At 70.1% G+C, this 12,310-nt stretch carries 12 protein-coding genes; 1 reads left to right on the forward strand and 11 read right to left on the reverse strand.

Annotation, left to right across the window (positions count from 1 at the left end; all coding sequences use genetic code 11):
* Positions 1-33 precede the first annotated feature (33 nt).
* The 3 genes from nusB to JOE30_RS14890 all read right to left on the reverse strand — a co-directional run bounded on the left by nusB (position 34) and on the right by JOE30_RS14890 (position 2,368).
* Complete coding sequence (gene nusB, locus JOE30_RS14880; protein WP_051613217.1) at positions 34-594, reverse strand: transcription antitermination factor NusB; 561 nt, start codon at positions 592-594, stop codon at positions 34-36.
* The gene (gene efp / locus JOE30_RS14885; protein ID WP_027505254.1) at positions 595-1,158 is read right to left on the reverse strand and encodes an elongation factor P; all 564 of its coding nucleotides are present in this window, start codon (positions 1,156-1,158) and stop codon (positions 595-597) included. It lies immediately after the preceding gene.
* A 100-nt stretch (positions 1,159-1,258) separates the two neighbouring features.
* The gene (locus JOE30_RS14890; RefSeq protein WP_204867543.1) at positions 1,259-2,368 is read right to left on the reverse strand and encodes a Xaa-Pro peptidase family protein; all 1,110 of its coding nucleotides are present in this window, start codon (positions 2,366-2,368) and stop codon (positions 1,259-1,261) included.
* 119 nt (positions 2,369-2,487) lie between these two features.
* Between JOE30_RS14890 and JOE30_RS14895 the strand changes: the two genes are divergently transcribed.
* A complete protein-coding gene (locus JOE30_RS14895; protein WP_204867545.1) occupies positions 2,488-3,081 on the forward strand; it encodes a B-4DMT family transporter in 594 nt (197 codons plus the stop codon).
* A gap of 12 nt (positions 3,082-3,093) precedes the next feature.
* Here JOE30_RS14895 and aroB read toward each other — a convergent pair whose 3' ends face one another.
* The 8 genes from aroB to alaS form a co-directional block, all read right to left on the reverse strand.
* Positions 3,094-4,203, reverse strand: a complete 1,110-nt coding sequence (gene aroB / locus JOE30_RS14900; RefSeq protein WP_027505251.1) for a 3-dehydroquinate synthase — start codon at positions 4,201-4,203, stop codon at positions 3,094-3,096.
* Positions 4,200-4,886: a shikimate kinase gene (locus tag JOE30_RS14905; RefSeq protein ID WP_307806303.1), complete on the reverse strand. Its 687-nt coding sequence runs from the start codon at positions 4,884-4,886 to the stop codon at positions 4,200-4,202. The genes aroB and JOE30_RS14905 overlap by 4 nt, the downstream gene beginning before the upstream one ends.
* Before the next feature lie 119 nt (positions 4,887-5,005).
* Positions 5,006-6,193 carry a chorismate synthase gene (gene aroC, locus JOE30_RS14910; protein WP_027505250.1) on the reverse strand — a complete coding sequence of 396 codons (1,188 nt, stop codon included), beginning with the start codon at positions 6,191-6,193 and terminating at the stop codon, positions 5,006-5,008.
* Between the two features lie 12 nt (positions 6,194-6,205).
* The gene (locus JOE30_RS14915; protein ID WP_204867550.1) at positions 6,206-6,757 is read right to left on the reverse strand and encodes a prepilin peptidase; all 552 of its coding nucleotides are present in this window, start codon (positions 6,755-6,757) and stop codon (positions 6,206-6,208) included.
* Between the two features lie 78 nt (positions 6,758-6,835).
* On the reverse strand, positions 6,836-7,675 hold the full coding sequence (locus JOE30_RS14920; RefSeq protein ID WP_204867552.1) for a shikimate dehydrogenase: 840 nt from the start codon (positions 7,673-7,675) through the stop codon (positions 6,836-6,838).
* Positions 7,672-9,057 (reverse strand): endolytic transglycosylase MltG, encoded by a 1,386-nt coding sequence (mltG, locus tag JOE30_RS14925; protein WP_204870856.1) that lies wholly within the window; start codon positions 9,055-9,057, stop codon positions 7,672-7,674. The genes JOE30_RS14920 and mltG overlap by 4 nt, the downstream gene beginning before the upstream one ends.
* Entirely contained in the window at positions 9,054-9,632 is a 579-nt protein-coding gene (ruvX, locus tag JOE30_RS14930; protein ID WP_204867554.1) for a Holliday junction resolvase RuvX, read from the reverse strand. The genes mltG and ruvX overlap by 4 nt, the downstream gene beginning before the upstream one ends.
* 2 nt (positions 9,633-9,634) lie before the next feature.
* Positions 9,635-12,307: an alanine--tRNA ligase gene (gene alaS, locus JOE30_RS14935; RefSeq protein ID WP_204867556.1), complete on the reverse strand. Its 2,673-nt coding sequence runs from the start codon at positions 12,305-12,307 to the stop codon at positions 9,635-9,637.
* Positions 12,308-12,310 lie beyond the last annotated feature (3 nt).

Here is a 12,310-nt window from a genome sequence, read left to right on the forward strand (position 1 = left end):
GCGGTGACTATACCAACCACGCCGGGCTCGAACTCAGCTCGAGGCGGGCGGCACCGCGTCGTCGGCGGTGTTCTCCGTCACGGGCCGGCTCTGCGCCGCCGGACGCGCCGCCGCGGCGGCGCGCACCTGGGGTGCGACGAGCACGATCTGGCCCAGCACCCCGTTGACGAAGGACGGCGAGTCGTCGGTGGAGAGTTGCTTGGCCAGCTCGACCGCCTCGTCGACAGCGACCACCGGCGGGACGTCGACCGCGTTGAGCAGTTCCCACACCGCGACGCGCAGGATCGCGCGGTCGACGGCGGGGAGACGATCGAGAGTCCACTGATGCAGGTGATCCCCGATGACCGAGTCGACGCGGTCGAGGTTCTCGGCCACTCCGGTCACGAGAGTCGTGGTGTACGCGTTGACCGGCGCCACCGTCTCCTCGTGAGCGGACAGCTCGCCGCGCTCGGTCGCGAGCACCACGGGATCGAGGTCCCGAGCCTCGGCCTCGAAGAGGAAGTCGACGGCGCGCTTACGCGCCTTGTGCCGAGCTCCGAGCTTCTTCGCCGCCGGCTTGCCCGGTGCGGCAGGGTTCTTGGAAGGCTCGCTCACTCAGGAATTCACGCGCCCGAGGTAGTTGCCGTCGCGGGAGTCCACCTTGAGCTTGTCGCCGGTGTTGATGAAGAGCGGCACGTTGATCTCGGCGCCCGTCTCGAGGGTCGCCGGCTTGGTGCCGCCGGTGGAACGGTCGCCCTGCAGGCCCGGATCGGTGTGCTGGACGATCAGCTCGACCGTGACCGGCAACTCGACGTAGAGCGGCAGACCCTCGTGCATCGCCACCTGGACCTTCATGTTCTCGAGCAGGAAGCGCGAGACCTCGCCGATGGTCGCCTCGGCGACGGAGATCTGGTCGAAGGTGTCGCCGTCCATGAAGACGTAGTCCGAACCGTCGTGGTACAGGTACGTCATGTCGCGTCGGTCGACCGTCGCCGTCTCGACCTTGACGCCCGCGTTGAAGGTCTTGTCGACGACCTTGCCCGACGTGACGTTCTTGAGCTTGGTGCGCACGAAGGCCGGTCCCTTACCGGGCTTGACGTGCTGGAACTCGATGATGGACCACAACTGGTTCTCGATGTTGAGAACGAGTCCGTTCTTGAAATCACTGGTGGAAGCCACTTGCTTCGCGTCTCCTCGTCGACTGTCGTCTCGGTCTCTCGGCACCCGGACGCCGCGCATGGCCTCCGGGCCTGACAAGCACTGGTCGGCAGGCCCTCGCCTACAGAACGGTGAACTCTTTGCTGGTGAGCGTCAGCAGTTCCGGCTCGTTCTCTCGAACGATGAGCGTGTCCTCGATCCGTACGCCTCCGCGACCGGAGAAGTACACGCCGGGCTCGACTGTCACCGCAGCACCGCAGAGCAGTGTACCGGTGCCGGTGGCACCGATTCCCGGCGCTTCGTGGATCTCGAGTCCCACGCCGTGGCCGAGTCCGTGCAGGAACTTGTCCCCGTGCCCCGCGTCCACGATGACCGAGCGAGCCGCTCCGTCCACCGCCTGCACGTCGGCACCGGGAAGAACGGCGGCGCGTCCGGCGGCCTGGGATCGTTCGACGAGGGCGTAGAGCTCGCGCTGCCAGTCGGCGGGGGTGCCCAGCACGTAGGTACGCGTCATGTCGGAGTGGTACCCGTCCACCTCCGCGCCGAAGTCCAGCTTCACCAGGTCGCCCTGCTCGAGCACCGCACCGGTGGGGCGGTGGTGCGGCACCGCCGAGTGGGCGCCCGCAGCCACGATCGTCTCGAACGAGATGGCGTGCGCTCCCAGCTCGAGCATGAGGAACTCCAGATCGATCGCGACCTGCTTCTCGGTCCGTCCGGCGCTGATGCCGCCCCGCTCGATCAACGCGGCCAGCGCGGCGTCGGCGACGCCGCAGGCGCGTCGCAGCGCGTCGATCTCGCTCTCGTCCTTGATCATCCGCAGCTTCTCCACCAGGCGCGGCATGCGCTGGAGAGAGAGCGAGGACGCAGCGTCGGACCACGCCTGATGCTCGTCGACGGACACGACGTGTGATTCGAATCCGACGGTCTGCCCGCCCCGCGCACCGCCGGCGTCCTGCAGCAAGCGAACAGGGCCCGCGCGGTCGATCACCGCAGCGAGGTCGGGCACCTGCTCGGCCACCTGGGTCACGTACCGACCGTCGGTGCACACCACGGTGCCGGACTCGTCGGAGGCGGAGTCGTGCGCACTCAGCAGCAGCGCGGCATTGGAACCGGTGAACCCCGTGAGGTAGCGGACGTTGAGCAGGTCGGTCACCAGGAGCGCGTCGGCCTCCCGGTCGCGGACGAGTTCTCTGAGGGCGTCGCGCCGTGCGGCGCGGTCGGAGGACGGCATCTCCCGAACCTACCGCCGCCGTCACCGACGGTCGGCGACACCGGTCCGCCCGCCGACACCGCACTCCGATATGTGGGCAGAAGCACACGCGACCGACCGGGGTGATTACTGTGTGCAGCATGACTGGGTGGGTGGTTCGCGGTGTGGGGATGGCGCTGGTTCATGTGGTGGCACGAGTGCTGCTCGCGCTGGCGGTGTCCGCCTGGCCCGCGCAGGGGTCCGTCCTGCGCATGATCACGCTGGCCGCCGTGATTCTCGTGGCGGTCGTGTGGGGCGGGATCGACGGCATCAACGCGCATCGCCGCGGTGACCACGGCGAGGACCGGACCGACTTCACGATGCTGTGGCTGAAGGCGTCGGTCGTGGCCGGTGTCCTCGCCGGGTTCGTCTGCTGGGTGTTCTCGGCGGTGGCAAACCTCGCGGTGAGCAGCAACTCCCTCTTCTTCGAGGTCACCTCCGGTGCGGCGTTCACGATCCTGCTCGTCTTCATCCCCACGGTCATCGCCGTCACGGTGGGCCGCTGGTTGGCCGGACGCGGCGACGACAAGCAGGAGGAACTGCGGCCGGGCAAGAAGGAGGACGCGACCGAGCGCGACCGCGTGACCTCCGGAGCACCCGCACGCGGCGAGTCGGATGCCGACACCGAGGTCTTCGCCCCGGTCCGGGACTCCGATCGGCGCCCGAACCTCGCGAAGGGCGACCGCTCCTCCTGACCGGCCCCGTCGTCAGAGAAAGATCGACGACCCCGTCGTCGGCTCCTCACGCGCCACCGCGGAGTACGCGGCGGCCAGAAGCGCCGGATCCGGTCCTTCGAGGCGTCCCGGCTTGGCCAGTCCGTCCAGCACGACGAAGCGCAGCAACCCGTTTCGGTTCTTCTTGTCCGTCTGCATGCCCGACAGCAGATGGGCGAACGCGTCCGCGTCGTAACTGACGGGCAGTCCCACCGCCTGCAGGATGCTGCGGTGCCGGTCGGCGACATCGTCCGACAGTCGCCCCGCGAGACGTCCCAGCTCGGCGGCGAACACCAGACCCACGGAGACCGCGGCGCCGTGGCGCCACTTGTACTTCTCGCGGCGCTCGATCGCGTGCCCCAGGGTGTGGCCGTAGTTCAGGATCTCGCGAAGATCGGACTCCCGGAGATCGGCCGCGACGACCCTGGCCTTCACCTCGATGGAGCGCCGGATCAGCTCCGGCAACACCTCGCCCGTCGGATCCAGCGCGGCAGCAGGGTCCGCCTCTATGAGGTCGAGGATGACCGGGTCGGCGATGAATCCGGTCTTGATCACCTCGGCGAGCCCGGCCACGATCTCGTTGTGCGGCACCGTCTCGAGTGTCGCCAGATCCACCAGGACTGCCGCAGGCTCGTGGAAGGCACCGACGAGGTTCTTCCCGGCATCGGTGTTGATGCCGGTCTTGCCTCCCACGGCCGCGTCGACCATGGCGAGCAGCGTGGTGGGCACGTGCACGATGCGGACGCCGCGCATCCAGGTGGCCGCGACGAAGCCGGCAAGATCGGTGGCCGCCCCGCCGCCCAGGCTGACCACGGCGTCGCTCCGCGTCAGACCGATGCGGCCGAGCACCTCCCAGCAGAATCCGGCGACGGCGAGTTCCTTGCCGTCCTCGGCATCGGGGATCTCGATACGGTGTGCGTCGATTCCGTTGTCCGCCAACGCTGCTCGGACGGCCTCGGCGGTCTCGGCGAGCGGAGGCTGATGGAAGATCGCGACGGTGCGAGTGCCAGCGAGCTGCTCCACAAGGTCGGTGAGCAGACCGCGACCGATGATCACGGGGTACGGGTTCGCCGTCCGGACGTCGATACGAACAGGTTCTGTCACGAGAGCGTCTCCTGTACTGGGGGTGGATCCTGCGGTGGTCGGGTACGGCCGGTCCGTGGTGCCGGCTGCCGCGGCAACGGTCCCGGATCGGTGGGGATCGGACGTCCGCCCTTGCGCCGGATCCGGCGCCGCGGCGAGGTCCGCTGCGGTGGTGCGGCCGGCGCGGGGACGCGGTCGGCGGGGGCGACACCGAGACGGCCGAGGACCGCGGTGACGACGCGAGCGGGGCTGCGGCCGTCCGTGCGGACACGGATGGTGGACACCTCCCGGTACAGCGGTCGCCGAGTACGCATGAGTTCGCGGTACTTCGCCCGCGGATCCGAGCCGGCCAACAGGGGTCGCGAGGCGTTGGCACTGGTCGCGCCGGTGCGCCGGAGGCCCTCGCCGACACTGATCTCGAGGTAGACGACGGTGTGACCGCGGAGCGCCGCACGGGTGCGCGAGGACAGGATCGCCCCACCGCCCAGGGACACGATGCCCGGATACGTTCGCAGCGCATTGAGCACGATGCGCTCCTCGATGGCACGGAACTCCGCCTCACCGCTCTCGGCGAAGATCTGCGGGATGGTGCGGCCGGTGTCCTTCTCGATGGCCACGTCCGTGTCGTACACCTGTGTGCCCAGGGCCTGAGCCAGCCGTCGGCCGATGGTGGACTTCCCGGCGCCGGGTGGCCCGATCAGCACCGCCCGCGGCGGACCGGAGACCTCCCTGGTCTCCCCCGCCCCGGCCCCGGCCTGCCCGGCATCCTGCGACCGGCCTCCGGCCTGCCCGGGATCATCCGACCGGCCTCCGGCCTGCCCGGTCATCGCGGCGGACGGGCTTGCGCGTTCTCCACGTAGCGGCGCACGTTGCCGGCGGTCTCGGCGACGGAGTCGCCTCCGAACTTCTCGAGCGTGGCGCGGGCCAGCACCAGCGCCACCATGGTCTCCGCGACGACACCCGCGGCCGGCACGGCGCAGACGTCGCTGCGCTGGTGGATGGCCACCGCACCCTCGCCGGTGGACATGTCCACCGTCGCCAGGGCACGCGGAACCGTGGAGATGGGCTTCATGGCCGCACGCACCCGTAGCGGGGCACCGTTGGTCATGCCGCCCTCGATGCCGCCGGCGCGGTTGGTGGTGCGGACGATTCCGTCCGGGCCGGGGAGAATCTCGTCGTGGGCAGCGCTGCCGCGGCGGCGTGCGGTCTCGAACCCGTCGCCGACCTCGACACCCTTGATGGCCTGGATGCCCATGAGTGCTGCGGCGAGCTGTGCGTCGAGCTTGCTGTCACCGGTGACGAAGGAGCCGAGTCCCACGGGAAGGCCGTGGACGACCACCTCGACGATGCCGCCGAGGGTGTCCCCGTCGCGCTTGGCCGCTTCGATCTCGGTGATCATGGACTGCTCGGCCACGGCGTCGAAGGCCCGCACGGGGCTCGCGTCGATCGCCTCGATGTCTCCCGCCGACGGCTCCGGGCCCTCGTACGGGTCGGACGCACCGATGGAGATGACGTGCGACAGGACGTCGACGCCGAGGACCTGCTTCAAGAACTGTCGGGCGACGGTACCCACCGCGACGCGGGCGGCGGTCTCCCGTGCGCTGGCGCGCTCGAGCACGGGCCGGGCGTCGTCGAAGCCGTACTTGAGCATGCCCGAGTAGTCGGCGTGGCCGGGGCGCGGACGAGTCAGCGGCGCGTTGCGCGCGAGGTCGGCGAGCACGGCGGGATCGACCGGGTCGGCCGCCATGACGGTCTCCCACTTCGGCCATTCCGTGTTGCCGATCTCGATGGCGACGGGGCCGCCGAGGGTCGAGCCGTGCCGGACACCGCCGATGACGGTGACCTTGTCGGCCTCGAACTTCATGCGAGCGCCGCGGCCGTAGCCCAGGCGTCGTCGGGCGAGCTGAGCTCCGATGTCCTCGGAGGTCACCTCGACTCCGGCCACCATGCCCTCGAGAATGGAAACCAGGGCAGGGCCGTGAGATTCTCCGGCAGTGATCCATCGCAACACGGATCGATCTTTTCACGTCCCGGCGTTCACCCACGCCACCAGGGTCGCCGCGCACAGAGCGGGTCCGTGCGGAATCCCCGCCGCTCCCCCGGTTCGTCCCGTCATCGCCGCCAGCACCAGCGTCGTCGTCGGTGCCAGCACGGCGGCCACCGTCCACGTGGACGGCCCCGATACCGCGCCCAGTCCCCCGAGCGCGAGGCACAACTTCACGTCGCCGCCTCCGATCGATCCGGGTGACACCACCGACCCGACGAGATGGACACCGGCCAGAGCCAGGCCGCCGAGGAGCGCCGACTCGCCGCCACCCTGGTGCGCGGCCGCCAGGAACACCGCACCCGCGGCGGGCAGCGTCAGATCGTTCGGCAGACGGTGACGGACCAGGTCGACGAGCGCGACGGCACACGACCACGCCCCGACCGCGAGGACCGCCGTGTCGGTGGTGACCGCGCCGAGCGCGGCGCCGACGGCGGCGGCCGCGAGCAGGTCGGGCACCGTCGGCGTCACCCACCGACCGACGGTGAGAACAGCGAGGCAACACAGTGCGGATCCGAGGAGGACGGTCATGGAGTCACGGTGGCACCGGCGACTCCGACGATCCGGGCCACGGCGAGCACCCGGGGATGACGGCGCACCCGGGGATGGTCAGGACTCCCGCAGAGCCTGTTCCATCGCCGCGCGCGGGGCCGACATACCGGTGAACTGCTCCACCTGACCGAAGGCCTGGTGCAGCAACATCTCGAGACCGCCGACGACGACGCCGCCGGACTCCTCGACCGCGGCGGCCAGCGGGGTGGGCCACGGGTGGTAGATCGCGTCCAGCAGCACGCGCGTCCCGCGCAGTGCGTCGATCATCGCCGCGCCGCCCTCGGGCGGGACGGTGGACACCACGGCCGCCGCGTCCGCGACCGCTCGCGGCAAAGCGTCGTCGTCCGGTGCGCTCCACCGGGCGGTGAGACCGGCGTCGCGAGCACAGACCAGAGCTCCCTCCGCCCGCTCCTCGTCCCGCGAGACGACGGTGACCGCGATCGCCCCGAGATCACGCAGAGCGACGAGCGCCGGGCGCGACGTTCCGCCCGCCCCGACGACGACCACCGACGAACCCGACAGATCGCGGACACCGACCGTGCCGAGGGCGCCCGTGACACCGTCGACGTCGGTGCAGTCGGCGCGCCAGCCCGAGTCGGTGCGCAGAAGGGTGTTCGCCGAGCCGACGGCGACTGCGCGCTGCGTCCGCTCGGTCGCGTGCGCCAAGGCCGCGAACTTGCCCGGCATCGTCACCGACAGTCCCACCCACTCGGGTCCGAGGCCGTCCACGAACTCCGGGAGCCGTTCCGCGGTGCACTCCACCCGCTCGTACGTCCACCCGGCGAGCCCGAGCTCCCGGTAGGCCGCCGCGTGCAGGATCGGTGAGCGCGAGTGCGCCACCGGAGACCCCAGAACGGCCGCGCGCCTCGGCGAGGAGGCGTCGGAAACGGACGTCACCGGCCGCTGTCGAGGAACCCGCCCTCGACCTTCGTGATGTTGTCCAGGTGCACCTGGTAGTCGTCGGTGAAGAGCGTCTCACCGGCGGCGTTGATGGTGACGAAGTAGAGCCAGTTTCCGGGCTCGGGGGCCTCCGCGGCCTGCACCGCAGCCACGCCGGGAGAGCAGATCGGCGTCGCCGGCAGACCCTCCTTGGCATAGGTGTTCCACGGAGTGACGTTCGCGCGGTCGGCGTCGGTGGTGGCCACCTCGGTGGTGTCCAGCGAGTAGTTGACCGTGGAGTCGAACTCCAGACGCTGCCCGATGGCGAGACGGTTGAGGATGACACGCGCCACCTTGGCGAAGTCCTGCGGCAGCGCCTCGCGCTCGATGAGGGACGACGCCACCAGCACCTGGTAGGGGTCGAGGCCCGAGGACGCGCCCGCCTCGAGCAGACCGGTGTCCTCGTAGATCGCGGCACTCTCGGACACCAGCTGACGCAGGATGTCCGTCGGTGCGGCGCTGGGGTCGAAGTTGAAGGTGCCTGCGGCGATGAGCCCCTCGAGCTGACGATCGCGATCCGGCACCTGCCGCACCGCGTCGGTCGCCCAGTCGGCGACACCGAGTGCGGAGGGATCGTCGCCCGCGCCCGCGAGGTTCAGGTCGTCGTACGTGACGCACGGAAGACCCTCTCCGACAGCACAACTGGCCTCGGAGATCAGCGTGTAGATGCCCTTGCGGACGGCGCCTGTGTTGACGTCGGTGGAGTCGTGCAGCTGCCGACCCTCGGCGATCTGGATCTGGCCCACTCGCGATGCCGGGTCCACCAACGCGGAGACGGCGTCGGACGCTGCCATCTGCGAGCGCATCCGATAGAAACCGGGCTGCACGGAGGTCATCGCGGTGTTCTGGACCGCGGCTTCGTAGAAGGCCGCCGAGCTTGCGGTGACGTCCTTGTCCGCCATCTCGGTCGCGATCTCCTGCGCGGTGTCGCCCGAGGCGACCTGCACCACCACGGCGTCGCCGCCGGGCCCGGGGTAGTCCTCCGCGACCGCGGCCCCGCCGCCGGTGAACTTCGACACTCCCCACACACCTCCGACGGCCACGAGGCCGACCAGGACCAGCACACCGAGTCCGCCGATGATGCGCGAGCGACGCTTGCGACCGGCCGCGGCGCGGTCGCGGCGGGTGTCCGCGCGGCTCGGGCGGTCACCGGGACCGGACGCCACTCGGGCAGGGCGGGCGCGGCGATCGTCGGCCGATCCACCGCGCTCGGCCCGGCGAGGCGCGCGCCGGCCGTCGGCGAGCGGCTGACGGCGCAGGTCGTCGACCGGGAGATTCAGCTCGTCGGTGTCCCACTCGTCGCGCCGGCCGGGCCGCTGTCCACGACCGTCGTCCGTCACGGGGTCGTCCCCGGTGTGTCCTGCTCCGGACCGTGATTCTCGGGCACCGTTGCCCCCTCCTCGTTCGCCTGGGCGACCATCGCTCGCGCCAGCACACTGCGGCGCTCGTCGAGCCACCCTTGCAGGATGGCGACCGCCGCCGCCTGGTCGATCATCGACCGTTGGTCTCTCGCGCGGACGCCGCTGTCTCGAAGACCACGCGCGGCACTCACCGTAGTCAAGCGTTCGTCGGACAGCCGCACCGGCACGCCGGGCAGCGCACGGTGCAGGACTCGGGCGAAACGGACAGCCAGCGTGGCGGCGGTTCCGCGCTCTCCGCGCAGCGTGCGCGGCAGACCGACGATGACCTCGACGGCCTCGTACTCCTCGGCGAGCGCGACGATCCGCTGGACGTCGGCGGAGTCGGTGTGCGTCTTCGCCGCGCGCGGCACGGTCTCGACGGGCGTGGCGAGGGTGCCGTCGGGATCGGAGGACGCCACTCCGACGCGCACGCTCCCGACGTCGATCGCGAGCCGCCGCCCCCGGCCCGGGTCGTCGGCGCCCGGCCGGTCGGGCGCGGCGCTGCCGGCGGCCACCGTCAGGAGTTCCCGGCGATCTCGGTGACGCGACCGAGCAGAGCCTCGATCGCCACGGGAATTCCCGCCGCGTCGGACCCGGCTCCCTGCGCGGTGTCGGCCTTGCCGCCGCCGCGACCACCGATGCTCGGACCGAATGCGCCCACCAGTTCACCGGCCTTCACGCCGAGTTCCTGCGCGGCCTTCGTCGTCGACACGACGAACGGCACCTTGCCGTCGACGTCACCGAACAGCGCCACCACTGCGGGCTGCGTGCCGAACCGGCCGCGAACATCGCCGACGAGCGTGCGCAGATCGGCAGCGCCGACGCCGGCCGGCGCGGGTTCCGCGACGACGAGCAGCGACCCGACCCGACGCGCCGTGTCGACGTAGGACCCGGCGGAGGAGAGCACGGCGGCGGCGCGAGTGGCCTCGAGCTCCTTCTCGGCGACGCGGAGCCGTTCGACGAGGTTCTCGATCCGCGCGGGCACCTCGTCGGTGGGCACCTTGAGCGACGAGGCGACACCGGCGAGCAGCGCCCGCTCCTTCGCGAGGTACTTGTACGAGTCGAGGCCGACGAAGGCCTCGACGCGTCGCACACCCGACCCGACCGACGACTCACCGAGGATCGTCACCGGGCCGATCTGCGACGAGTGCTGGACGTGGGTACCGCCGCACAGTTCCATCGAGAAGGGTCCGCCGATCTCCACGACCCGGACCTCGTCGCCGTAGTTCTCACCGAACAGCGCCATCGCGCCCATGGCCTTGGCGTCGTCGAGATCGGTGACGAAGGTGTTGACCGCGAAGTCCGACGCGACGGCGTCGTTGGTGACGGCCTCGATGTCCTCGCGCTGCGACTCCGACAGCGAACCCTGGTACGTGAAGTCGAACCGCAGGTAGCCGGGCTTGTTCAGCGATCCGGCCTGTACCGCGTTCGGGCCCAGGATCTGGCGGAGTGCGGCGTGCACCATGTGAGTGCCGGAGTGTCCCTGGGTGGCGCCGCGGCGCCACTGCTGGTCGACGTGCGCGGTGACGACGTCGCCCTCGGTGAGCTGCCCCTCGTCGACGGTGACCTTGTGCACCCACACGGTCTTCGCGATCTTCTGTACGTCCCCGACGGTGACTGTCAGTCCCGCGCCCGTGAGGGTGCCGATGTCCGCCAGCTGTCCACCGGACTCGGCATACAGCGGGCTGCGGTCGAGGATGACCTCGACCTTCTCCCCCGCAGCGGCGGTGGGCACCCGCACGCCCCCGGCGATGATCGCGAGAACCGTTGCCTCGCTGTCCAGCTCGTCGAAACCGGTGAACTCGGTGGGACCGCGGTCGACGAACTCCCTGTACACCGTCAGATCGGTGTGCGCGTGCTTGCGCGACTGCGCATCGGCCTTCGCGCGGTTGCGCTGCTCCGCCATGAGCGTGCGGAATCCGGCCTCGTCGACCTGCAGGCCCGCCTCGGCCGCCATCTCGAGTGTGAGGTCGATGGGGAAGCCGTACGTGTCGTGCAGGACGAAGGCCTCGTCACCACTGATGCGGGTTCCGCCGGACGCGGTCACGGCCTGAGCAGCGTTGTCGAAGAGACGCGATCCGGAGGTGAGGGTCGCGAGGAACGCCTTCTCCTCGCCGACGGCGACCGACTCGATGCGCGCGAAGTCCTCGACCAGTTCCGGGTACGACTCGGCCATCGTGTCGCGGACCACCGTGACGAACCGGGCCATCGAGGGGTCCTCGGCACCGAGCAACCGCGCGCTGCGCACGATCCGGCGCAGCAGACGCCGCAGCACGTAGCCACGGCCGTCGTTGCCCGGCGTCACGCCGTCGGCGATGAGCATGACCGCGGTGCGAGCGTGATCGGCGATGACGCGGAACCGTACGTCCGCGTCGTGGTTCTCTCCGTAGCGACGGCCGGACAGTGCCTCGGCCTCGGTGATGACGGGACGGACCAGATCGGTCTCGTAGACGTTGTCGACGTCCTGCAGCAGGAACGCCACGCGCTCGACACCCATGCCGGTGTCGATGTTCTTGCGCGGCAACGGTCCCAGGATCTCGAAGTCGTCCTTCGACGTCCCCTGTCCGCGCTCGTTCTGCATGAAGACGAGATTCCAGATCTCGATGTAGCGGTCCTCGTCCGCCTCCGGACCGCCCTCCTTGCCGAACTCGGGTCCGCGGTCGTAGTAGATCTCCGAGCACGGCCCGCAGGGTCCGGGGATGCCCATGGACCAGTAGTTGTCGGCCATGCCTCGGCGCTGGATGCGCTCGTCGGGCAGGCCGGCGACGTCCTTCCAGATCTGAATGGCCTCGTCGTCGTCGAGATACGCTGTGGCCCAAATTCTCTCGGGATCGAAGCCGTAGCCACCCTCCTCGACGGACGAGGTGAGCAGCGTCCATGCGAAGCCGATGACCTCGCGCTTGAAGTAGTCGCCGAACGAGAAGTTGCCCGCCATCTGGAAGAACGTGTTGTGGCGGGTGGTCACGCCCACATTCTCGATGTCGCCGGTGCGCACACACTTCTGCACGCTCACGGCGCGCGCGAACGGCGGGGTGCGCTGCCCGAGGAAGTACGGGACGAACTGCACCATGCCGGCGTTGATGAACAGCAGATTCGGGTCGTCGAGGACCAGCGAGGCGCTGGGGACGGGGGTGTGTCCCAGCTTCTCGAAATGGTCGAGGAAACGACGGCGAATCTCGTGAGTCTGCACGGA

The organism is Rhodococcus sp. PvP016, assembly GCF_017832185.1.
In the GTDB taxonomy this organism is placed as follows: domain Bacteria; phylum Actinomycetota; class Actinomycetes; order Mycobacteriales; family Mycobacteriaceae; genus Rhodococcoides.